Origin of the sequence: Streptomyces cellostaticus, assembly GCF_001513965.1 — a bacterium.
Taxonomy (GTDB): Bacteria; Actinomycetota; Actinomycetes; order Streptomycetales; family Streptomycetaceae; genus Streptomyces; species Streptomyces cellostaticus.
In genome coordinates this window covers 190,681-211,725 of record NZ_KQ948026.1, presented here as the reverse complement: position 1 = coordinate 211,725, position 21,045 = coordinate 190,681, and the positions used below count along the sequence as shown (strand labels likewise).

23 protein-coding genes and 1 pseudogene are annotated in these 21,045 nt (G+C 69.6%); 5 read left to right on the top strand and 19 right to left on the bottom strand.

From position 1 onward, the window contains the following. Positions 1-14: 14 nt before the first annotated feature. The 12 genes from AQI88_RS23370 to AQI88_RS23315 form a co-directional block, all read right to left on the bottom strand. Positions 15-602, bottom strand: a complete 588-nt coding sequence (locus AQI88_RS23370; RefSeq protein WP_067002753.1) for a pilus assembly protein TadG-related protein — start codon at positions 600-602, stop codon at positions 15-17. Next, positions 599-793, bottom strand: a complete 195-nt coding sequence (locus AQI88_RS23365; RefSeq protein ID WP_067002755.1) for a Flp family type IVb pilin — start codon at positions 791-793, stop codon at positions 599-601. The genes AQI88_RS23370 and AQI88_RS23365 overlap by 4 nt, the downstream gene beginning before the upstream one ends. 113 nt (positions 794-906) lie before the next feature. Further along, positions 907-1,686 carry a response regulator gene (locus AQI88_RS23360; protein ID WP_067002623.1) on the bottom strand — a complete coding sequence of 260 codons (780 nt, stop codon included), beginning with the start codon at positions 1,684-1,686 and terminating at the stop codon, positions 907-909. 13 nt (positions 1,687-1,699) lie between these two features. Next, positions 1,700-3,016, bottom strand: coding sequence for a sensor histidine kinase (locus AQI88_RS23355; RefSeq protein ID WP_244184273.1), 1,317 nt, complete (start codon positions 3,014-3,016; stop codon positions 1,700-1,702). 112 nt (positions 3,017-3,128) lie between these two features. After that, positions 3,129-4,016 (bottom strand): DUF5936 domain-containing protein, encoded by an 888-nt coding sequence (locus tag AQI88_RS23350; RefSeq protein ID WP_067002749.1) that lies wholly within the window; start codon positions 4,014-4,016, stop codon positions 3,129-3,131. 16 nt (positions 4,017-4,032) lie between these two features. After that, complete coding sequence (locus AQI88_RS23345; RefSeq protein ID WP_067002622.1) at positions 4,033-4,977, bottom strand: type II secretion system F family protein; 945 nt, start codon at positions 4,975-4,977, stop codon at positions 4,033-4,035. A 4-nt stretch (positions 4,978-4,981) separates the two neighbouring features. Then, positions 4,982-6,319, bottom strand: coding sequence for a TadA family conjugal transfer-associated ATPase (locus AQI88_RS23340; protein WP_067002620.1), 1,338 nt, complete (start codon positions 6,317-6,319; stop codon positions 4,982-4,984). An 18-nt stretch (positions 6,320-6,337) separates the two neighbouring features. Beyond that, entirely contained in the window at positions 6,338-6,685 is a 348-nt protein-coding gene (locus AQI88_RS23335) for a TadE/TadG family type IV pilus assembly protein (protein ID WP_067002618.1), read from the bottom strand. A 1-nt stretch (position 6,686) separates the two neighbouring features. Beyond that, positions 6,687-7,016, bottom strand: a complete 330-nt coding sequence (locus AQI88_RS23330; RefSeq protein WP_244184278.1) for a pilus assembly protein — start codon at positions 7,014-7,016, stop codon at positions 6,687-6,689. Positions 7,017-7,078: 62 nt separating this feature from the next. Beyond that, positions 7,079-8,314, bottom strand: coding sequence for a CpaE/TadZ family protein (locus AQI88_RS23325; RefSeq protein ID WP_067002616.1), 1,236 nt, complete (start codon positions 8,312-8,314; stop codon positions 7,079-7,081). A 12-nt stretch (positions 8,315-8,326) separates the two neighbouring features. After that, positions 8,327-9,034, bottom strand: coding sequence for a Flp pilus assembly protein CpaB (cpaB, locus tag AQI88_RS23320; protein WP_067002614.1), 708 nt, complete (start codon positions 9,032-9,034; stop codon positions 8,327-8,329). Between the two features lie 60 nt (positions 9,035-9,094). Then, the gene (locus tag AQI88_RS23315; protein ID WP_208615876.1) at positions 9,095-9,937 is read right to left on the bottom strand and encodes a hypothetical protein; all 843 of its coding nucleotides are present in this window, start codon (positions 9,935-9,937) and stop codon (positions 9,095-9,097) included. A gap of 341 nt (positions 9,938-10,278) precedes the next feature. Between AQI88_RS23315 and AQI88_RS23310 the strand changes: the two genes are divergently transcribed. After that, positions 10,279-11,973, top strand: a complete 1,695-nt coding sequence (locus AQI88_RS23310) for a chitinase (protein ID WP_208615875.1) — start codon at positions 10,279-10,281, stop codon at positions 11,971-11,973. A gap of 66 nt (positions 11,974-12,039) precedes the next feature. Here the strand turns inward: AQI88_RS23310 and AQI88_RS23305 are convergent, their stop codons facing one another. Continuing rightward, complete coding sequence (locus AQI88_RS23305; protein WP_067002608.1) at positions 12,040-12,444, bottom strand: ATP-binding protein; 405 nt, start codon at positions 12,442-12,444, stop codon at positions 12,040-12,042. A gap of 199 nt (positions 12,445-12,643) precedes the next feature. Between AQI88_RS23305 and AQI88_RS23300 the strand changes: the two genes are divergently transcribed. Continuing rightward, positions 12,644-13,486, top strand: a complete 843-nt coding sequence (locus tag AQI88_RS23300; protein ID WP_067002745.1) for a helix-turn-helix domain-containing protein — start codon at positions 12,644-12,646, stop codon at positions 13,484-13,486. Positions 13,487-13,494: 8 nt separating this feature from the next. Further along, positions 13,495-13,692, top strand: a complete 198-nt coding sequence (locus AQI88_RS23295) for a DUF397 domain-containing protein (RefSeq protein ID WP_067002606.1) — start codon at positions 13,495-13,497, stop codon at positions 13,690-13,692. Between the two features lie 69 nt (positions 13,693-13,761). Here the strand turns inward: AQI88_RS23295 and AQI88_RS23290 are convergent, their stop codons facing one another. Further along, entirely contained in the window at positions 13,762-14,421 is a 660-nt protein-coding gene (locus AQI88_RS23290) for a hypothetical protein (RefSeq protein ID WP_067002604.1), read from the bottom strand. A 280-nt stretch (positions 14,422-14,701) separates the two neighbouring features. Between AQI88_RS23290 and AQI88_RS23285 the strand changes: the two genes are divergently transcribed. Continuing rightward, positions 14,702-15,988, top strand: coding sequence for a DUF1266 domain-containing protein (locus AQI88_RS23285; protein ID WP_067002601.1), 1,287 nt, complete (start codon positions 14,702-14,704; stop codon positions 15,986-15,988). 231 nt (positions 15,989-16,219) lie between these two features. Further along, complete coding sequence (locus AQI88_RS23280; RefSeq protein WP_067002600.1) at positions 16,220-17,563, top strand: M14 family metallopeptidase; 1,344 nt, start codon at positions 16,220-16,222, stop codon at positions 17,561-17,563. Here the strand turns inward: AQI88_RS23280 and AQI88_RS23275 are convergent. The 5 genes and pseudogenes from AQI88_RS23275 to AQI88_RS23255 form a co-directional block, all read right to left on the bottom strand. Beyond that, positions 17,560-18,081 (bottom strand): hypothetical protein, encoded by a 522-nt coding sequence (locus AQI88_RS23275; protein WP_067002598.1) that lies wholly within the window; start codon positions 18,079-18,081, stop codon positions 17,560-17,562. The genes AQI88_RS23280 and AQI88_RS23275 overlap by 4 nt on opposite strands. 154 nt (positions 18,082-18,235) lie before the next feature. After that, a complete protein-coding gene (locus tag AQI88_RS23270; protein WP_067002596.1) occupies positions 18,236-19,801 on the bottom strand; it encodes an AAA family ATPase in 1,566 nt (521 codons plus the stop codon). A gap of 43 nt (positions 19,802-19,844) precedes the next feature. Continuing rightward, a complete protein-coding gene (locus tag AQI88_RS23265) occupies positions 19,845-20,396 on the bottom strand; it encodes a hypothetical protein (RefSeq protein ID WP_067002594.1) in 552 nt (183 codons plus the stop codon). Then, entirely contained in the window at positions 20,393-20,776 is a 384-nt protein-coding gene (locus AQI88_RS23260; RefSeq protein ID WP_107118638.1) for a hypothetical protein, read from the bottom strand. The genes AQI88_RS23265 and AQI88_RS23260 overlap by 4 nt, the downstream gene beginning before the upstream one ends. Continuing rightward, positions 20,773-21,045, bottom strand: a pseudogene (locus AQI88_RS23255) (hypothetical protein); the annotation flags it as partial. The pseudogene AQI88_RS23255 and the gene AQI88_RS23260, both read right to left, overlap by 4 nt.

The following is a 21,045-nucleotide window of genomic DNA, read 5'->3' as shown; positions in this document are numbered from 1 at the left end:
CGTCGTTTCGCTTGTCAGTCAGCCAGGTGGACGTCAAAAAGATCCTCGGGCTTCGGGAGGTCGGTGAGGTCGTCCGGATTCAGATGCCATTCCCGGCCGTTGCAGGTGAGCAGGGGCAGCGCGTCTTTCCCTGCATCCCCACCGGGAGGCCCGCAGAGGGGCTGGATCACGGCCCTCGCGTGCGCAGTCGACTTGTAGTTCTCGCTGCCGGGAACGATGGAGTCTCCAACAGACTTCTTGGTCGTGGCATCGACGGTGAACACGAGGGGCTCCGGCGAGTCGCAGTGTGCTGTGGCTTCGTTCTGCAATGCGAGTTGATCTGCGCGCCAGCACGATGGTTCGAGCGGGACCCTGCCCTCGAAATCGGCCTGCCATTTGGTCGGGTCCAGGACGTCCTCCACCCATTTCCCCGCGAGTTGGTCGCGCCTGTTCTGCGCTGCTGCGAGCGCTGCAGCATCAGCCGCAGTCTGGGCACCGCCCCGATTGACCGCGGCCTGCCCGACGGCGAGGTAGGCGAGCGCAAGAAAGAGCAGACCTGCCACCACCGTGATGTAGATGGGGAAGGCCTGCCCTGCGTCGCTGTATGTACGGGGGCGGGTCAGCCGGTGACCTCGCCGATTTTCGTCCTGATGGCGTCGAAGATCGTCTGACCGATGCTCGTACCCGTGATCGCCAGCACGATCGCCACGACCACTGCGATGATGCCGAGGTACTCCACCGCGGTCTGCCCCCGGTCGCCGCGGGCTGCTCGCGCGTGCAGGTTCGCGACGGTCACGTTGAACCATTCGCTCATGATGTTCCCCTCCAGCTTCGCCTCCGACCTGGGCAACGTACGGCGGAACACCTGGCCTCCCAGAGGGCCCCAGGACCCATTCCCGGGCCCACCCCCTCCCCCATCCGGCCATTTCACGCCACCCCCAACCACTTAGCCGCCGCCTGCGACCTGCTCGTGCTGTGGAGCTTGGCGAAGATGCGGTTGATGTGGTTCTTGACTGTCTTCTCGCTGATGAAGCAGGTGGCGGCGATCTGCTGGTTGGTCATGCCGGACGCTATGAGGTCCATGATCTCCGCCTCCCTGGTGCTCAGTTGGAACCGCGACCGGGATGACTGTCCCATAGAGGATTGCAGTTGCGAAAGGTTTTGGGGCGGGATTTTGCCTAAGGGAGCGCCGAGTTCCGGTACTACATGTGCAGGTGCACTTGAATTGAGGTGAGTCAGCAACGCCTTCGCCGCGCCCGGTGTCACGTGCGGCCGCCCCTCCCTCACATCCCGTACCGCCCTCACCAACTGCTCCGTCGTGAACTCGCCGTGCACCAGATAGCCCCCTGCCCCCAGCCGCAGCGCCTCCCGCACCGTCTCCGTCTCGTGGCTGTAGGTGAGCATCATGACGGGGGCCAGCCGGACCAGGTGGGGCAATGCCGAGATTCCGTCGACGCCGGGCATGCGGACGTCGAGGAGGATGACGTCGGGGCGGTGCCGCAGTGCCGCCTCGTAGGCCTCGCGGCCGTCCGCCGCCTGCGCCACCACGGTGGTGTCCTCGCGGTCGGAGAGAAGGGCCGTGAGGCCCGCGCGGATCACGGGGTTGTCGTCGGCCACCACGAGGCGGAGGGGGGCCGTGGCGGTGGGCGAGGGGAAGTCCTGGCCCGGGTTCAGGTGTTGGTGTTCGTGTTGGCGTTGGTATTGCATCAGGTGCCTCCTCTCAGGGTTCCTGGGATGAAAGGTCGGAGGTGAGGGCCCGCAGCGGCAGGTCCACGACCACCTGTGTGCCTCGTTCGAGGTCGCCCCGTCCGATGCGGATCCGGGCCCCTGCCGACGCCGCCCGTTCGACCATGCCCAGCAAGCCGAAGTGGCCGGAGAGACGGAGGTGTTCGAGGGTGGTGCCGGGTGGCAGGCCCCGGCCGTCGTCGTGGATCGACAGGCGGAGGACATCGCCGTGGACGCCTGCCGTCAGCTTCACTTGGGTCGCCGACGCGTGGCGGTGGGCGTTCTCCAGCGCCTCCGTGGCGATGGCCAGGAGGTCGCGGGCGAGGGGTGCGGGGACGGGTGGGAGGGGGGATTCGCCGGTTCGTCGGCACACCACTTCCGGTCCCGTGCGGCTCGTGAAGTCGGCGGTGCGTGCCGTCAGTTCCGCCCAGATGTCCGTCGGCTTCGCCGAAGCCGACGCCCAAGCCGGAGCCTCAGCCTCCTCCCGCCGCAGGTCCTCCAGCAGTTCCCTCGACTCCGCCGCCGCCCTCCGCGCCGAACGGGACACCAGTTCCGCCTGGCGGCGGATGCGAGCCGGGTCGGGGGTGTCGGACGATGCCGTCACGGCCAGGCCGTCGGCGGCCAGGGCGACGCCGTAGAGGGTCTTGGCCACCGAGTCGTGCATCTCGCGGGCGAGGCGGGCCCGTTCCGCGTGCACCGCCTCCGTCGCCGCCAGGCGGGCCTGGACCGCCGTCAGGGCCTGGGTGGCCGCGCCGAAGCGGAGCATCAGGTTGCGCAGAGTCGAGCCCATCGCGCCGGCGATGACACACAGGCCGGGCAGGAGGAGGGACTCGGCCACGCCCGCCTGGTGGTCCGGCTTCAGGGTGGCGTGCACGAGGAGCAGGATCAGGGACTGGAGCGAGGCGAAGCAGGCCGCGCCCCGCCAGCTGTAGACCAAGCCGGCCAGGAGGGGGGTGCAGACGCTGACGTAGGCGAGGGTGGTGTCCGGGCCCGCCGAGATCAGCAGGAAGGAGCCGAAGAGGGTGTCGGCCGCGAGCAGGCTGGGGTGGCGCAGGAGGAGAGGGCCGAAGCGTTCCCAGTCGCGGAAGAGGACGTAGGACACCATGAAGGTGACGACCACGGCCGCGCCGACCAGGCGGACGCCCAGGCCGGGGGCCGCGTTGAGGAGGGCCGCGGGGGCCGCCAGAACGATCATCGCCAGCCGGAAGCCGAAGACCTGTCGGCACATTGCCTGCAGGGCTCGCACCTGGATCTTCTCGGAGGGTTCGGGGAGGGAGGCACCCGCGGTCGTGTCCTGCTTCCTACGGCCCATGGTCAGCCCTTTCGGGCGGAGGTGCTCAAAGAACGCGATCCACCCCCTCGCCGTCCCCCGGAGGGACAGGCGCCCGCCCGGCCCCGTCGCTTCCATCGTCGTCACCCGCCGCTCACTTCCCCGTGAGCGAGCCGAAGTCCACGCCGGAGCCCAGCAGCAGGCCCGCGCCGAGCAGGAGCATGGTCGCCGGGACCATGAACGTGGTGATCATCAGCGTGGCCTTGGGGACCGCGCGGGCGGCCTTGCGGCGGGCGTTCTGGGCGTCCGTGCGGCGCATGTCCTTGGCCAGGGAGACGAGTGTGTCGACGATCGGGGCACCCAGTTCCTCCCCCTGCTGCAGCGCCGTCACGAACATCGCCACCTGCTCCGAGTCGTTGCGGCGGCGCAGTTCCGCGAAGGCCTCGCGGCGGCTCATGCCGAGGTCCATCTGGCGCAGGGTGATGCGGAGTTCGTCCGCCCACGGGCCCTCGTAGCGCGAAGCCACTCGGTCGAGGGCCTGGCGGAAGCCCAGGCCCGCGCTCACCACCACGGCCAGCACGTCCAGGAAGTCCGGCAACGTCCGCTCGATCACGTCCTTGCGGACACGGATCGCCGACCAGATGCCGACCTCCGTCCAGAACGCGCCGAAGAGGAGGAGGATCAGGGCTACGAACCATTGGCCGCGGAGGAGGAAGACCAGGCAGCCTAGGCCGCCCAGCGCGCCGTAGACCGCGCGGCGGGCCGCGTACCGGTCGATGGTCAGGCCGCCGGGGTTGCCCGCGAGGTCGATCCTGCGGCGGTACTTGGCCACCAGTCGGGGGCCCATCAGGCGCAGCACCGCGGGGGCGTAGCGCATGCCCATCCGGTCGATCACCGAGTCGACCGCGCCGGTGCGGGTGGCGCCGACCTCCAGGGCGACCGCCAGGTCACCGGGGAGTTTTGCGTCCGCGCGGTACATGCGGACGCCCGCGAAGGCGCCCCAGACGCTCAGGCTCATCAGCAGTGCGAGCAGGATTGCCATCATCAGGCCGGCCCCCTCACACGTCGATCCGGCTCATCCGGCGGATGAGCACGAAGCCGACGGCGTACATCCCGAACGCGATGACCACGCAGGCCTGGCCGACCGGTGAGCCGGTCATGCGTTCCAGGGCGCCGTCCTTGACCCCGTTCATCAGGAACAGGGCGCCGATGCCGAGGACGGGGACGGCGTACGACGTCATGGTCACCTGGGAGAGCTGGGTGCGGACCTCGCGCCGGGTCTCCTTGCGTTCCTCCAGGGTCTCGGTCAAGTTCCGTAGCGCTGATACGACTTGGCCGCCCGCCCGGTTGGAAAGGACCAGGGTCGTGACGAGCACGACCAGCTCGCGGGAGGGGAGGCGGTCGGCCAGTTCGCCGAGCGCGTCGTCCAGGGAGTGGCCGATCGCCAGCTGGTCGGCGACCTTGGCCAGTTCCTCGCCCGCCGGGGCTTCCAGTTCCTCGGCCGCCATGCCGATCGCGGTGCGCAGGGCGAGACCGGCCTGGGTGGCGTTGGCCAGGATGCGGGCCAGTTCGGGGAGTTGGTTGATGAAGCGTTCGATGCGTTTCTGGCGCTGCCAGTTGAGGAACTGGACCGCCGCCCAGACGCCGAGCAGCCCTGCGATCGGGCCGAAGAAGGGGGCCAGGGTCGCCTGGCCGATCAGCCAGAGCGCGGCGACCGCGGCGAGCATGTAGGCGAAGAACTCGCCCGGGGTGACGTCCAGGCCGGTGGCCGCCAGTTTCAGTTCCAGCTTCCGGCCCAGTGCCGTGCGGCGCAGCCGGCGGTCCAGGTCGCGGAAGCGGCGTCGGCGGCCGGATGCCGACACGGGACCCGTGTGCGAGAGGCGGTCGATCAGGGCGGCGCGCTGGGCCCGGCCCGAGGCGTAGGTGTGCACGCCGACGACGGCCAGGACGCAGGTCAGCAGGGCGACACCGGTGGTGAGCTGGACGAGCGTGTGGAGTTCCATGGTCCTACCTGGCTTCTCGGGTGGCGAGCTGGTCCGCGGAGTGGGCGACGCCGAAGGCCTGCGGGATGGGCTGGCCCGCCATGTAGAGGCGGTCGGCGGTACGGCGCGGTAGCGGGAAGTAGTCGAAGGCGCCGTACACCCGGCCGTCGTGGGTCATGGGCTGTGCGGTGAAGCGGGCCGCGGTCGCCAGCCGGTACGGCTCGCCGCCGTGGCTGTCGAGCAGCGCGACCTCGGTGATGCGGCGGGCGCCGTCGGCGAACCGGGTGAGCTGGACGATGACGTCGACCGCGCTGTTGATCTGGTCGTGCAGCGCTACGAAGGGCACCTCGACGTCGGACATGGAGGCGAGGGTCTGCAGGCGGGTGAGCGCGTCCTCCGCGCTGTTGGCGTGGACGGTGGCGAGGGAGCCGTCGTGGCCCGTGGACATCGCCTGGAGCATGTCGAGGGACTCGCCGCCGCGGACCTCACCGACCACGATGCGGTCGGGCCTCATGCGCAGGGAGTTGCGGACCAGGTCGCGGATGGTGACCTGGCCCTTGCCCTCGACGTTCGGCGGCCGTGACTCCAGCCGGACCACGTGCGACTGCTGGAGCTGGAGTTCGGCCGAGTCCTCGATGGTGATGATGCGTTCGTGCTCCGGGATGAGGCCGGAGAGGGCGTTGAGCAGGGTCGTCTTGCCGGTGCCCGTCGCCCCGGAGACGATGATGTTGAACTTCGCCTGCACCAGTCCCGCGAGCAGGAACACCATGTGCTCGTCGAGGGAGCCGAAGCCGATGAGTTCCTGAAGGGTGAAGGAGCGCGGGAAGCGGCGGATGGTGAGGGTGGGGCCGGTCAGGGACAGCGGCGGAATGATGACGTTGACGCGTTCGCCGGAGGGGAGGCGGGCGTCCACCATCGGGTTCGACTCGTCCACCCGGCGGTTGACCGTCGACACGATCCGCTCGATGGTCTGCATCAGCTGGTCCGCCGAGACGAACCGGAGCGGCAACTGCTCGACCCGGCCGCCGCGTTCCACGAAGATCGCGTCGGGGCCGTTCACCATGATCTCGGTGATCGACGCGTCTTCGAGGAGCGGTTCCAGGATGCCGAGGCCCAGTGCCTCGTCCACCACCCGGCGGATCAGCTGGGAGCGTTCCACCGTCGAGAGCACCGGGCCCTCGCGGCTGATGATGTGCCCGAGCACCCTCTCCAGCCGGGCCCTGCGCTCGGCGGCGGCCAGCGAACTCATCTCCGCGAGGTCGATCTCCTCCAGCAGCTTGGCACGGTAGGAGGCGACCAGATGCCCGTCCTCGCCCCGGCTGCCGTGCTCCTCCGGAGTGTTGATCCGTGCCCGCAGGCTCATGGGTTCGCTTCTCCTCGGTCAGTGGTCGAAGGGCATGGTGGCGGTCTTTTCAGCGGGGTCGAAGTGCCAGCCCGGGACGATCGAGGGGATGGAGACGCGGGCCGTGACGGTGACCGAGTCGCCGCCCGGAGCGGGATCGCACGTCACCGTCAGTCCACCGCTGACGGCTTCTGCGCACGCCTGCTGAGCGGACTGCCTCAGCGACGCGGCCCGCGCCCCCGCCCTGGCCGCCGTACCGGCCTGCTCAGCGGCGTAGGCGATAGCCCCGATCTGGAATCCGGCCAGCCCGACGATCAGCAGGATCGGTATGAACCCCAGGTATTCGATGGCGACTTGGCCCGCATCGCGTCTACGTCCGTACGACATCTCAGCGCTTCGCCTCCTCCACGGCACCGGCGTGACCGTGCACCGTGACGGGGAAGTCGATCGAGCCGGGGAAGAGGACGGGGACCTTGATCGAGACGTCCGCCGTCACATAGCCGGTCCCGTCGCACCGGTCCACCCTGGCACCCCCTCGCCACGCCCCCGACAGATGCTTCAGCGCAGCCTGCTGGCACGCGCCGAAACGCTCCCCCGGTGGCGCCGCCGTCCCCGCCCGTACACCTTCGTCCGCAGCATTCCCCGCGAGCGTGTAGGCGTACCCCACGAGCACGCACTGCCACATGAGCACCAACGTCAGAACGATCAGCGGAGCCATCCCCAGGAACTCGATGCTGACCTGCCCCCGGTCGCCCCCTCGCAGGAGTCTCAATCGCACCCTCACTCCTTCCGCCGCCGGAAACCGACCGCTCCGCGGCCCCCGCCCCGGTGTGACCCCTCGGCCGCCTGCACCAGTCCCAGTTCCCCGGCGAGCCCCCACAGGGCCTGCTTCACGGTGCTCCTGCTGTCCAGCTCGTGCAGCCGCCCGGCATCCACGACCCCTTGCAACTCCTTGAAGTTGGCGGGTACGGCGGTACGCGCCACCGCCGTACCGGTGATCCGCTGCACCAGCGCGGGCTGGATCTCCGCACTGCGCGTATGGCGATTGACGACCACCGTCGTCTCCTCGGCCTTGCGGATCTGCAACCGGTCCCACATCCGTACGGTCCGCTTGGCGGCGCGTACGGCGACCACGTCGGGCGTGGTCACCAGCAGGGCGGTGTCGGCCATCTCCACCACCGCCGCCCCCGCCCCGCTCAGCTGGGCGCCGCAGTCCACGACGACGACCTCGTACCGGGAGCGCAGGGCGCTGACGATCTGGCGGGCGGCGCGGTCGGTGACCTCCTCGCCGCGTTCGCCCTCGCCGGGGGCGAGGAGCAGGGCGAGGCCGGTGTCGTGGCGGAAGACGGCGTCGGCGAGGACGCGCGGGGAGATGTCGGTGATGGCGGCGAGGTCCACGACCGAGCGGCGGAACTGGACGTCCAGGTAGGAGGCGGTGTCGCCGGTCTGGAGGTCGAGGTCGACCAGGGCGGCGGCCCGGCCGGAGGCCTGTGCGGCGAGGGCGAGCTGGATCGCCGTCAGGGTCGTGCCGACGCCTCCCTTGGCGCCGCTGACCGTGACGACCGTACCGCCGACGCCGCCGAGGACGTCGGAGCCGCCGTGTCCGAGGTGGCGGCGGACGCCGGTGGACCACTGGGCGACCGCCTGGACGCGGCTGGCGAGTTCCTCGTACGACAGCGGGAGGGCGACCAGGCCGCGGGCGCCGGAGTCCATGGCGGCGGCGAACAGGCCGGGGCTCGCGTCGGTGGTGACGAGGATGACGCCGACGGCCGGGAAGCGCAGGGCGACCTCGCGGATCAGCTCCAGGGCCGGAACCGGGCCGATCCGTTCATGGACGACGACGACCTCGGGCAGTTCGTCCACCGACTCGGCGGCCTGGCGGGCGAGGGTGTCGACCAGCTGGGTGGAGTCGCCGACGGGCGGCTGCGGTTCGGCGTCGGGGAGCTGGCTGAGCAGGGTGACGAGGGAGCGGACGGCGTCCGGGTCCGCACCGGCCGGGAGGATCCTTGTGGGCATGCGGGCCGCCTCTCACTTGTCCGTCGCGAGTTCATAGGTGCGGTCCTTGTCCGGGACGCTGGTCTCGCTGCCGGGGGCCACCAGGGCGAGCCGGACGCGCTGGGCGAAGGACTCGGCGTAGGTGATGCGCTGGGCGTCGAGGGTGGACAGCGCGAAGGTGATCGGGACGGCCTCGCTGGGCTGCTGCTGGTTCTTGCTGGTGTCGGGGTCCAGGGCGGTGATCCGGCCGACGTCGAGGACCCGGGCGTTGGTGACGATGATCTTCGACTGGTCCGGGTCGCCGTCCTTCCTTCCGTGGAAGGTGGCATACACGTTGACCCGCGCCCCGGGGGTGATCTTGCCCGCCACGCCCGTGGCCGCGTCGATCATGATGGCGACCTCCTGCTGACCGGGCTGGAGGGCGGGCTGGTCGACGATCATGTCGTTCTGGAGCAGGGAGCCGGCGCGCAGGGTGGTGACGGCGATCTTGCCCTGGATCTCGTGGAGGTCGGTGACGGCGTTGCCGGACAGCCACCGCCTGGGCATCTTGATCTTCTCGAACTGGCCGGTGTTCAGCGCGGTGTACGGCTGCACGTCGGACCTGACCTGATAGGCGCTGACCTCGGGCCCGACCTTGGACTGGACGTCGTCTACGACGGAGAGCACGCCGGCGAACGCGCCGAGAGCGCACAGGACCGACAGGATCAGGAGTATCACGCCGCGGCGCTGACGGGAGTTCATGAACCGTGCAACCTCGTTGGGGGAATCGGTCGTGCGGGATGTGAGTTACGTCTGTGCAGGTCAGGCGGGCGTTCGTTGTTCCAGCGCGCGTGGGGCCGGGGGTTCGTGGACGGGCGGGGTGGCGGAGCAGAAGACGCATCGGTCGCCGATGACGTCGATGCCGCACCAGTGGCAGCTGGACTGCCGTACCGAGGTGACCAGTTGGTACAGGACCGACAGATCGGCGAGGTAGCTGCAGAACTCGACCATCCGCCCGGTCCCCCACCACCGCGGGGACTCGGCGGGCAACGGTGTCTCGCGCAGGCCGTGCGCGCTCCACGCCTCGGCGAGTCCCGCGACCCAGTCGGTCTGCAACTGCCCCTTGGCGACGAGCATCCAGGTGCTGAACTCGGGCCCCTTGAGCGTGACACCAGGGGTGAGCCTGACGAGCTGCGGCTCGGGATGGGCGACGACCGCGAACTGGCTGCCCGGCACCCATGACTTGGCGTGCGCCTTGAGCCCGACCGGCACCCGGTCGAGCCTGGCGACCGAGCCGAGCACGGCGCCCGCGTGGATGTAGTGGGTGAGCAGCCGCCCGGCGGAGGCGAGCACGCCCGGACTCAGGTCACAGGAGGCGAGCTGTCGCAGCTGCCGGGCGAGGACGGCTATGCCGAGCGGGGGCAGTTCGGGCCGGAAGAAGGCGATGCGGTCGCTCTCCAGCAGGGACCGCAGGGTGTACAGCCGCCGCATGACCGGCTCGGGAGTGGCCAGGGAACACACGACGACCACGTACCCGTACTGCTCGGTCAGGGCGTGGAGTTCGGTGAGGGTGTGCTCCAGCGGGCGCTGGTCGAGGTCGCGCAGCACGACGGCGGGCATGGTCCGTTCGTCCTGCGCCGGCAGTGCCATGTCGGCACTGGTCACGGCGATGACTGTTGGCACGCGCAGCTCCCCGCTCTTCACGCCCTTCGGCCCACCGGGGTAACCCCAGTGCGCCAGGACGACTTCGTTGCGTGACTACCTGAGCACTGTATCCACGCCCCAATGGCCGGAGAACAGCGTTTGTGTAGCTCGCGTGGAACTCTCTGGGCACAAGTCCCGCCAAAACCGGACAGGTTGAGCAGTGCAGGAGAGATGGCTTTGGTCTGGACCTCTTGACACCTGGATTGGTCTGGACCAACTTGTACGCCAGCGGTGGCCACCGTCCCTCACCCCTCTCCCCGCAGACTCCCCCACCGGAGGCCCCAGTGGACCGCGTATCAGGTATGCCCAGACCACGCAGACGGCGCATCGCGACATGGTCCGCCGCCACCGCCCTCGCCCTCGCGGTGGCGGGCCTCGCCAGCACCCCCGCGTCCGCTGCGGACGTCAACAACGTCAAGAACGCCGGCTTCGAGTCGGGCCTGGCCAACTGGACGTGCACGGCAGGCAGCGGTACGACGGTCTCGTCCCCGGTCCACGGCGGCGCCTCGGCCCTGAAGGCGACCCCCGCCGGGCAGGACAACGCCCAGTGCACCCAGTCGGTGGCGGTGAAGCCCAACTCGACGTACACGCTGAGCGCGTGGGTGCAGGGCGGCTACTCCTACCTGGGCGTGACGGGCACGGGCACGACGGACGTCTCCACGTGGACGCCCGACTCGTCGTCGTGGAAGCAGTTGTCGACGACGTTCACGACGGGCACGTCAACGACATCCGTCACGCTCTACACGCACGGCTGGTACGGCCAGGCCGCGTACTACGCCGACGACATCTCGGTCTACGGCCCCGACGGCGGCGGTGGCGGCGACCCGGCCCCTTCGATACCGTCCACACCTTCCGGCCTGTCGGTCACCGGTACGACCTCGTCCTCGGCCTCCCTTTCCTGGTCCGCGGTGTCGGGCGCGACGGGTTACAACATCTACCGCGACGGCACGAAGGTGTCGGCGGTGACAGGCACATCGGCCACGATCACCGGTCTGTCGGCGTCGACGTCGTACTCCTTCCAGGTGACGGCGACCAACTCGGCGGGTGAGTCGGCGAAGTCGGCGGCGGTGACGGGTACGACGTCCGCCTCCGGGGGCGGCGGCGGAGGCGCCGTACCCAAGCATGCCGTCACGGGCTACTGGCAGAACTTCAACAACGGCGCGACGGTCCAGAAGCTGTCCGACGTCCCGTCCTCGTACGACATCATCGCGGTCGCGTTTGCGGACGCGACGTCGACGCCGGGAGCGGTGTCGTTCAGTTTGGACTCGTCCGGGCTGGGCGGCTACACGGTCGACCAGTTCAAGGCGGACATCAAGGCCAAGCAGGCGGCCGGCAAGAAGGTCGTCATCTCCATCGGCGGCCAGAACGGCACGGTGTCGGTGAGCGACTCGGCGTCGGCGGCGAACTTCGCGAACTCGGTGTACTCGTTGATGCAGACGTACGGCTTCGACGGGGTGGACATCGACCTGGAGAACGGCCTGAACGCGACGTACATGACACAGGCGCTGCGCTCGTTGTCGTCAAAGGCGGGCTCGTCGCTCGTCATCACGATGGCCCCGCAGACGATCGACATGCAGTCGACGTCGAACTCCTACTTCCAGACGGCGCTGAATGTGAAGGACATCCTCACGGTCGTCAACATGCAGTACTACAACAGCGGTTCCATGCTGGGCTGCGACGGCAAGGTCTACAGCCAGGGCTCGGTGGACTTCCTGACGGCCCTCGCCTGCATCCAGCTGGAGGGCGGCCTGTCCCCGTCCCAGGTGGGCCTCGGCCTGCCGGCCTCGACGAGCGCGGCGGGCAGTGGCTATGTGTCGCCCTCCGTCGTGAACAACGCCCTGGACTGCCTGACCAAGGGCACCGGCTGCGGCTCCTTCAAACCGTCCAAGACCTACCCCGACCTGCGGGGCGCGATGACCTGGTCGACCAACTGGGACGCTTCGTCGGGCAACGCCTGGTCGAACTCGGTGGGGGCACATGTGCATGCGCTGCCGTAGGACGAGCCTTCGCTCGGCGTGAGAACGCCCGGGTCCGTGTGGGCCCGGGCGTTGCCGAGCCGAGCATCAGGCCGCCGCCAGCTCGCACCACACGTACTTCCCCCGGTTCCCGAACCGGGCGGACGGCTGCCAGCCCCAGTAGTCCGCGCACGACATGACCAGGCCCAGCCCTCGCCCCGCCTCCGCCTCACCCGTCTGCTCCAGCGGTCGTGGCGGCTCCGGCGGCTCGGGGTCCGTGTCCCACGCCCCGATCCAGACCACCCCCTCCGGGGAGCGGCGAACCCTGAGTGCAGCGGGCCCCTTCGTGTGTCGTACGGCGTTCGAGACGAGTTCCGTCGCGAGGAGTTCCGCTGTGTCCACGAGTCCGATCAGTCCGTGCATCGTCAGGATCAGGCGCAGGGTGCGGCGGCAGATGGTGACGGCTCTGAGGTCGTTGGGGATGTAGAGGGTGTAGTCCCAGGTTTCGGGCATGGGTCGGCTCCGGTTCGGTGGTGGGGATTTCGCACGCGGTGGCATTACCGCAGCCGTCATGGCAGGACGGCGCGGTGCGCTTCCGTTGCGTGTGCGCTACGTCACCGACAGTAGGGGGCATTATTTAGATCTCGCAAGCACGTCGCGTAATCTGACCCCGAACGAGTTGCGCTTGCAGGCGTGTTGGGAGGACCAGTCGGTGGCAAAGAGGATCGAGCCGACGGCACGTCAGATGCGCCTGGCGGTCGAGCTGCGCAGGCTCCGCGACGCGGCAGGCCTCACATCACGGGAAGCGGCAGCGCTACTCGGGGTGAGCGCTCCACAGATCAGCCAGATCGAGGCCGGCCTCGCCGGGGTGAGCGAGAAGCGGCTGCGTCGTCTCGCTGCCAATTACTCATGCTCGGACGACGAGTTGATCGAGGCCCTGGTAGCCATGACGAAAGACCGCACGAGGGGCTGGTGGGAGGAGTACCGGGAACTGCTGCCCACGCCGTTCCTCGATCTCGCCGAGCTGGAGCACCACGCCACGTTCCTGAAGGAGGTCCAGTTCCTCTTCATTCCCGGGCCGCTTCAAACAGAGGACTACGCTCGCGCCGTCTTCTCCGACCGGGTTCCCGACCTCCCCGCAGAGGAAGTCGAGTTGCGCGTTCGTCACCGGATGCAACGCAAGGCGACCGTCTCAACCACCCCGTACGAAGCAGTCGTCCATGAAGCGGCACTGCGCATCATGGTCAGCGACCGCCCCGCCTCACGGACCCAACTCGCCCACGTCCTGGAGACTTCAGAAGCGGAGCACGTCACCGTGCGTGTCATCCCCTTCCACCTGGAGGGGTTCGCCAGCGCCGCCAGCGCCATGACATACGCGGGAGGTGTCGTACCGAAGTTGGACACGGTCGTACGCGACGGCCCTCACGGAGCGGCCTTCATCGACTCCGAAGCCCAATTGGGTGCCTTTCGAACGCTCTTTCATAAAGTAGAGACTGTGTCGCTCGACCCCGAACGCTCGCGCGACTTCATCCACAGGCTGGCGAAAGAGCTGTGAGGAACTCCATGGGCACCCCCGACAACTGGCGGAAGTCGTCCTACTCCGGGCCCGGCGACGGAGACTCCTGCGTAGAGATCGCGACCGCCCCCACCCGCATAGCCATACGCGACTCCAAGACCCCGGCCAGAGCAACCCTCACCTTCCCGTCCGGAGCCTTCAGCTCCTTCGTCGAAGCCCTGAAGAAGGCGGCCCAACCGCTTTGAGCGGGCGCATACGACAGGGGTGCCCCTCGAACGGGACACCCCTCCGTACGGGTGCAGCGCATGTCGTGACTACGGCGTGTAGACCTGCTCCAGGCTGTGGATCGCGCCGTCGTCGCCAGTCGCGTACTTGAACACCAGGCCGGAGTCGGGGTGCGCCTTGATCCAGTCGATCAGCTCCTGCACGCCGATGCGCTGGTTCTTGCTGCTGCTGGTGATGGGGTTGGTGGCGGTGACGTACGCGGCCTGGTCGAGGGCCCAGCGGCTGTCCTCGCCGGTGACGACGAACGGTGTGCCGTCGGAGTCCTTGCCGGGGCATCCCCAGGCCCCGTGCTGGATGACGAGGTTGATCTTCCCGGTGCTGCCGGGGAGTTCCTCGACCCGGTAGACGGCGATCTCGTCGGGGTCGACATGGTCCGGGTCCGGCGCCTTGGTGGCGCAGCCGGCGGCCGGTGCGGTGGTCTTGGCCGGCGTGGTGGTCTTGGAGGCGGGCTTCGCCGTGGGCGTCCCGCCGCCTGCCGTGCCCGGCGCCGCGGTCGCGGTGGCACCCGCGCTCGCCGTGGCCCCGCCCTTGCCGCCGGACGTGTCGGGCGCCGAGCTCGCTGTGGCGGCGGCGCTCGGCGTGCTGTCAGCCCCGGCGGCGGAACCATTCCCCTGGCACCCGGTGAGCACCGCGGCCAGCGCGACGGCCGTGAGCGCGATGACGGCGGGTCTGAGGCGGTTGGCATTCATGTGGGACGTCCCCCCTGTTCACGGGCGGCCCGACCGGCCGCACCCGGATCCGGACGGTAACAACGCACTGCTCACGCCGCACTACTGGAACATCCTGTGTCACAGACTCCGGACAATGCCGTCACGGGGCACGGATCATGTGACCGAAGACGGCATGAAGGGCTCCGTCATCACCGCCGTCATGGACACACCGCCCCGCTGAAGCCGCTCTCCCCGCGTCGCATAGCATGACCAGGCCAGTCAAGTTGCCTCAGTCGGCCATAAGTTGAAAAGGGCAAGCATGTCGTTCGGTCCGCCACCCGCAGGGTTCGGGCCTGCGACACCGCCCGCCTCGACTCCGCCCGCCTCGACTCCACCGGCCTGGACTCCGCCGACGTCCATCGAGCAGGCCCTCCTCGAGGCCAAGTCGCGGGAGGACTGGACGGCCTACTTCGACACCCTCGCGGACAGTCGGCTGTACTTCGAGATACGGCGTGACGGGGCGGATGCCGAACCGAGCAGGACCATTCCCGTGTTCGGACACGATTCCCGGGTCGCCGGCGGTCGGATCTGGGCCGTGTACACGGAGGGGATGCTGCCCGTGCCGGATCCGCACCGGGTGCTCGACTGGCAGAGCCTCGGGTGGTTCGCCCGGGTGTGGGAGCCGAGCGATCCGGCCATGATCGTGGTCAATCCGGGCAGTCCGTGCGAGGCGTTCCTGCCCTCCGCGCCGCCGCACTCCGCGGTGTGGGCGCAGCACAGCGAACGAGCCAAGGCTCCGCTGAACCGGGCAAGGGTGCGCACGCTCCGGCTCGGTGGGCCCCTGGAGGGACCTGTCGCGCAGGGGCTGGCCTGCGGCGCGCTGCTGTTCGTGCGCTACGGGCTGGCCTGGAACGCCATGGCCTATCACGGCAACGGCTATCAGGCGGAACGCAAGACGCTTCGGGAGTGGTGGGGTGTCACCAGTCGCGAGGAGTGGCAGGTCCAGCAGCGCGCCCTGCTCGACCCCGACGGCGGCAATCCCGTCTGGGAGTTCGCCCTCGGGCTGCGTCGCACCATCGCGCGTGACTTCGGCGGTCATGTCGACACCGCCTACTGGCGTGACGCGGTCGCCCGGGTGCTGCGGGCCCGTGCAGGCGGCGAGACCGTCATCACCCCGGACGGGGTGACGACCACGCCCACCGTTCCGGAGGCCGAGATCGAAGCGCGGATCAAGGGCGTCCAGCACCTCGTCGGGCGCATCACCCGGTACGAGGCGCGCTTCAGGGCCGACGGCATCCTCGACGAGAACCGGTTCGTCAGCTCCGTGGACGCCTGGAACTTCGGGCGGGCCTCCGGCATGGCCCGCTGGGGGCTGGGGTCCCGGTACTGCTCGCTGAAGGAAGCCGAGTCCGCCGTCATCGAGGCCGGCCGGGCCGCCGCGCGGTCGTACAAGTCCTGGCAGGACTTCGCCGCCGGGTACATCCTCGGGCGCTGCCTGCACTTCGACGACGAGGAGTTCGGGAACTGGTACACGGAGATGGCCGACCTCCACCAGGTTCTGATGTCCGATCCCGGCAGCCCCTGGCTCACCGTTCCCTTCAAGTGAGGCGCAGCCACCTGCCACGGAGCCGGCTGCTCCGGTGGATTTCGGACGGTGCCTTCTTGGCGCACCCTTGACCAGGGCATGCCAACGCCGCACCATGAGCGCCAACCCCGCACAGCGGACCCACAGCAAGCAGCCCCACCACTGCGCACCCGCACGTCGCACTGAAGCACCCCCCAGCTCCACTCCCCACATCCGGCGACCCCGGAATTCCTGGAGACCCAAGGAGAGTTCATGCGACTTCGCATCCGCGGCTCCGGCGCGCGCGGCGGCAGACGTACCGCCGCCCTCGGCGCGCTGCTGGCCCTCGCCCTCGCCGCCCCCGTGTCGGCCACCGCCACGCACGCCACCGCCGACAGCGCCCGGAAGGCCACGGCCTCCGGCGACGACATCCGGCAGTACGAGATCCATCAGAGCACCACTCCCGTGACCCGTACGGCCATTCAGCAGGCCGGCGTCACCGTCGACGAGACCGATGAGGAGACCGTCGTCGTGTCCGGGCGGGCCGAGCAGATCAGCAAGCTGCGCCGGCTCGGGTACGACGTCAGTCCGTTGGGGGCAGCACCCCAGCGGTCCGGGGCCCGGCTCTACGACTTCCCCAGCGCCGACTCGAAGTACCACAACTACGCCGAGATGAACGCCGAGATCGACCAGCGGCTCGCCGCCTACCCGAACATCATGAGCAAGCGGGTGATCGGCAAGTCGTACCAGGGGCGGGACATCACCGCCATCAAGGTGAGCGACAACGTCGGCACCGACGAGGACGAGCCCGAGGTGCTGTTCACCTTCCATCAGCATGCGCGTGAGCATCTGACCGTGGAGATGGCGCTGTACCTGCTGCGCGAGCTGGGCGCCGGGTACGGAAGCGACCCCCGGATCACGAACATCATCAACAGCCGGGAGATATGGATCGTCCCGGACCTGAATCCGGACGGCGGCGAGTACGACATCGCCACCGGGTCCTACCGGTCGTGGCGGAAGAACCGGCAGCCCAATTCCGGGTCGTCGTACGTCGGGACCGACCTCAACCGGAACTGGAACTACAAGTGGGGCTGCTGTGGCGGGTCGTCGGGATCGACCTCGTCCGAGACCTACCGTGGTTCCGCCGCCGAGTCCGCGCCCGAGGTGAAGGTCGTCTCCGACTTCGTGCGCAGCCGCGTCATCGGGGGCAAGCAGCAGATCAAGGCCGGGATCGACTTCCACACCTACAGCGAGCTGGTGCTGTGGCCGTTCGGGTACACGTACTCGGACACGGCGACCGGGATGACCGCGGACGACGCTGCCGCGTTCAAGGCCGTGGGGCAGAAGATGGCCGCGAGCAACGGGTACACACCGGAGCAGTCGAGTGATCTGTACATCACCGACGGGTCGATCGACGACTATCTGTGGGGTACGCAGAAGATCTTCGACTACACCTTCGAGATGTATCCGACATCCAGTTCGGAGGGTGGGTTCTACCCGCCCGATGAGGTGATCGAGCGGGAGACGTCCCGGAACAAGGATGCCGTGCTGCAGCTGCTGGAGAACGCGGACTGCATGTACCGGGCGATCGGAAAGGCCGCCCAGTACTGCAGCTAGGCCTCCTCGAAGTACGCGTCGAGCACCGCGTCCAGCTGTTCCTCCCACTCCTTGAAGCGCGCCCTGGCCGTCGCCTCGATCTCGATCGGGTACCAGCGGCGGTCAGGGGTGTGCACCGTAATGGTGAAACGCTTGCCGAAGCGGGGGGACTCCGTCTCGACCGCGGCGATCTCGTCCCAGCGGAACTCGCAGTTCTCCTCGTCCAGGCTGAGACGGACGCCACGGTGGTCGGCGACGAACCTGGCCCGGCGGTCGGAGGCCTCGAAGACGGGGCCGCCCTCGGGCGCCTCCTCCTCGTCCTCCGGCTCTGCCGGTGCTTCGGGCACCTGTGCCTCCGGCTCCGGCTCCTCGGCGGGCTCCGGCACCGGCTGCTCGTCCGACTCCGCCGTCGGCTTCGCGTCCTCCGGCTCGGCCTTCGCGGGCGCGGTGAGCCCGGGGATGAAGGCCGGGTCGAATCCGGCGCCCTTGACGGGCTCGCCCTCCAGGGGCTTGCTGCTCGATCCTATGCGCTGCTCCACGGCGGAAGTATGGACGACATTCCTGTGCCGGAACCAGTCGGACCACCCGACACATGGGTCGTCCCTGGTCACTCGTCACTCAATCACTCGTCAGTCTTCGCTCAGTCGCTCGTCGCTCGCCACTCGTCGCTCATCACTCGTCACTCGTCACTCGTCACTCGTCCATGAAGACGATTCGGCGCGTGCGGCCTCCGTCACCCGGCACGGGCGTCACCGCCGCCCGGCCCGCCGGTACCGCACGCTCGCGGCCCCAGGCCCGGATCTCCTCGATCTGCTCGGGGTTGCTGACGCTGAGCGGGCGTACCTGGGCGAAGGTGTCCATGACGTACGAGTCCTTCAGCTGGGCGAAGCCGCCGCGGCGCACCGCCTCCTCGGCCACGTCGTGCAGCGCGGCCTCCAGGTCGGAGCCGGCGAAGCCCTCGGAGAGGTCGACCAGGCGGTCGAGCTGCTCGGGGGTGGGGTCGGCCTGGAGGTAGCGGTGGTGGTAGATGCGGATGATCTCCTTGCGGTCCTGGGCGTCGGGGAGGTCCACGAAGAAGAGTTCGTCGAAGCGGCCCTTGCGCAGCAGCTCCGGGGGCAGGCTGCGGATGTCGTTGGCGGTGGCCACGACGAAGGCGCGGGACTGGGACTCCTGGAGCCAGTACAGGAACTGGCCGATGATGCGCTGCGGTACGCCGGACATGTCGTCGCGGCCTGCCAGGCCCTTCTCGATCTCGTCGATCCACAGGACGCAGGGGGCGACCCGGTCGGCCATGGCGAGGGCCTCGCGGAAGCGGCCCTCCGACTCGCCGAGGTACTTGCCGTGGATGCTCGCCATGTCCAGGCGGTAGAGGGGCAGTTTCCAGTCGTGGGCGATGGCCTTGGCCGACAACGACTTGCCGCAGCCGGGGACGCCGACCAGCAGGACACCCCGGGGCGGGCGCAGGGCCGTGTGGCGCAGGTCGCGGGAGATCATGTCGTGCTTGCGTTCCAGCCAGGTACGCAGGCCGGTCAGGCCGCCGATGGCGTAGTCGCTCTGCTTGAGGTGGACCCGTTCCAGGCCGGTGAGGTCGCTGAAGATGCGGTCCTTGGCCTGGGCGAGGCCGAGGACGTCCTCGCGGCGGATGGCGCCCTTGGCGGCGATGGTCGCCATGAGGTTGACGCACTCGGCCTCGGTGACGCCGTTCAGGAACTCGGCCGCGCGGCGGGCGTCCTCCTCGGTCCACTCGATGGGGATGTGGCCGTGGTGGTCGCCGAGGAAGCCGCTGAGGATGCCGTACATCTCCTCGGAGTCGGGCAGGTCCAGGCGCAGGCTCATGCCGAGGCGCTGCAGGCCGCTCCAGATGGGGGTGTCCGTGATCAGGACGATGCTGCCCATGTTGCTGTCGGCCAGGCGGGCAAGTTCCGCGAAGTGGCGGGTGACCGGGGTGTCCGACTCGAGTTCGTCGGGGTCGACGAAGACGACGGTGGCGTTGGCGCGGCTGCCGAACTGGGCGGCGGCGAAGTCCATCGCTCCGGCCAGCGAACGGTCGTCCTGCACGGGCGCGTTGGTGCGCAGGTCGCGCAGGCCGGTGGCCCGGGTGTAGATCCAGAACGGCATGCTGCTGCGCCGGGACTGGGTGGCCGCCTCGCGCAGCAGGCGCAGGGCGCGTTGCTGCTCGATCGTGCGCATCGCGATGACCGGGACGCGGGCGGAGATGTAGCTGTCGAGGTGGCTGAGGCTCTCGGCGTAGTTCGACATTCGGGCCTTCTGGGAGGTGGTCGGGGACGGCGGGGCGGGCCCCTCAGCCGGGCACGATGCGGCGTCTGGGCGGGGCCGCGGGGTCGTACGCCCAGGTGTCCTGGGTCTGTTGCACCGTGAAGGTCGCGGTCAGCGCGTTGTCCCGCAGGGTGCGGCGGCGGCGCTCGACCAGGCGCGGGTCGGTGCCGCGCCTGGTCTCGGCGTCCAGGTTCTGCTCCAGCTGGGCCTGCACCTGGGTGATCTGGTTGTCGACCAGCTCGGTCAGCGCGGTGCGCAGGGACTCCGGGAGGCCGGGATGGGCGGCCAGTGCGCGGATGCCGTGCAGACCGGTGCGGGCCTGGGCGAGTTCACGGCCGTAACTGAACTCGTCCCGGGCCTCGTTCAGGGCGCGGACAAGATGCTCGGCCCAGGCGACCAGGCGAGTGTTCAGCGCGCTGGTGAGGTGCTCGGTCAGCCGGACCCAGGTGTCGCTGTCGTACTGCTCCTCGGGGAGGGCGGGCAGGGTGGCCGGGTCGACGGGTTCCAGGGCCGCCCAGCGGCGCAGGAACCCGACCCAGGTCTGGTAGGGGCCGCCGTCGCCCCACAGGCCGCTCATGCGGTGCTGCCGGGTCTGCGGACGACGGTCTCGCCGGGCGGCAGCGGCTCCCAGTCGGGCAGCCCCTCCACGACCCGCCGGAGCCTGCTGGTGACCCGCTCCTGCTGCGGGCGGCGCTGCGCGGCCCAGGGGGAGGCCTGGGCGCGGCCTGCGTCGGCGGAGGCGGCCCAGGGTGAGGCCGCCGCCTGCGGTGCGGGCTGGGGTGCCGCGGGCTGGGACGCGGCGGCCCACGGGGACGGCGGGCCGGCGGCCGCGCCCTGCGCCGGCACCGTGGCTCCGGGCTGCTGCCCCGTGGCCGCCCACGAACGCTGGTCCGCGGCGGGGCGGGGCACCGACGGGGCGGGATCGGGCTGGTGGGCGGGCGGCGGTGGCGTGCTCATCGGGCGCTGTCCTCCTGGGACTCGGACGAGGTCTCCTGGGGCGCGGGCGAGGTCCCCTGGGGCGCGGGCGAGGGCTCCTTGAGCAGCGAGGGCTCCTTGAGCTCGGGCGAGGTCTCCTGGGGCGCGGGCGAAGCCTCCTGACCGGCCTGGGACCCAGGCGTGGCCTCCTTGCGGGCCCACGGCTCAGACGCAGCCTGTTTGCGCCCCGACGACGCCTCAGCCCCGGCCTCCCGGCCGACCTGCGGCTCGGGCGCGGCCCACTCCCGGGG

Bases quoted from the DNA above. Each gene is read 5' to 3' on its own strand.
- cpaB (WP_067002614.1), bottom strand. From the start codon at position 9,034: ATGAACTCCCGTCAGCGCCGCGGCGTGATACTCCTGATCCTGTCGGTC.
- AQI88_RS23260 (WP_107118638.1), bottom strand. From the start codon at position 20,776: ATGAGCACGCCACCGCCGCCCGCCCACCAGCCCGATCCCGCCCCGTCG.
- AQI88_RS23350 (WP_067002749.1), bottom strand. From the start codon at position 4,016: ATGGCAATCCTGCTCGCACTGCTGATGAGCCTGAGCGTCTGGGGCGCC.
- AQI88_RS23265 (WP_067002594.1), bottom strand. From the start codon at position 20,396: ATGAGCGGCCTGTGGGGCGACGGCGGCCCCTACCAGACCTGGGTCGGG.
- AQI88_RS23340 (WP_067002620.1), bottom strand. From the start codon at position 6,319: ATGAGCCTGCGGGCACGGATCAACACTCCGGAGGAGCACGGCAGCCGG.
- AQI88_RS23305 (WP_067002608.1), bottom strand. From the start codon at position 12,444: ATGCCCGAAACCTGGGACTACACCCTCTACATCCCCAACGACCTCAGA.
- AQI88_RS23345 (WP_067002622.1), bottom strand. From the start codon at position 4,977: ATGGAACTCCACACGCTCGTCCAGCTCACCACCGGTGTCGCCCTGCTG.
- AQI88_RS23285 (WP_067002601.1), top strand. From the start codon at position 14,702: ATGTCGTTCGGTCCGCCACCCGCAGGGTTCGGGCCTGCGACACCGCCC.
- AQI88_RS23280 (WP_067002600.1), top strand. From the start codon at position 16,220: ATGCGACTTCGCATCCGCGGCTCCGGCGCGCGCGGCGGCAGACGTACC.
- AQI88_RS23330 (WP_244184278.1), bottom strand. From the start codon at position 7,016: ATGGCTCCGCTGATCGTTCTGACGTTGGTGCTCATGTGGCAGTGCGTG.
- AQI88_RS23270 (WP_067002596.1), bottom strand. From the start codon at position 19,801: ATGTCGAACTACGCCGAGAGCCTCAGCCACCTCGACAGCTACATCTCC.
- AQI88_RS23325 (WP_067002616.1), bottom strand. From the start codon at position 8,314: ATGCCCACAAGGATCCTCCCGGCCGGTGCGGACCCGGACGCCGTCCGC.
- AQI88_RS23335 (WP_067002618.1), bottom strand. From the start codon at position 6,685: ATGTCGTACGGACGTAGACGCGATGCGGGCCAAGTCGCCATCGAATAC.
- AQI88_RS23290 (WP_067002604.1), bottom strand. From the start codon at position 14,421: ATGAATGCCAACCGCCTCAGACCCGCCGTCATCGCGCTCACGGCCGTC.
- AQI88_RS23310 (WP_208615875.1), top strand. From the start codon at position 10,279: ATGCCCAGACCACGCAGACGGCGCATCGCGACATGGTCCGCCGCCACC.
- AQI88_RS23295 (WP_067002606.1), top strand. From the start codon at position 13,495: ATGGGCACCCCCGACAACTGGCGGAAGTCGTCCTACTCCGGGCCCGGC.
- AQI88_RS23365 (WP_067002755.1), bottom strand. From the start codon at position 793: ATGAGCGAATGGTTCAACGTGACCGTCGCGAACCTGCACGCGCGAGCA.
- AQI88_RS23360 (WP_067002623.1), bottom strand. From the start codon at position 1,686: ATGCAATACCAACGCCAACACGAACACCAACACCTGAACCCGGGCCAG.
- AQI88_RS23355 (WP_244184273.1), bottom strand. From the start codon at position 3,016: ATGGGCCGTAGGAAGCAGGACACGACCGCGGGTGCCTCCCTCCCCGAA.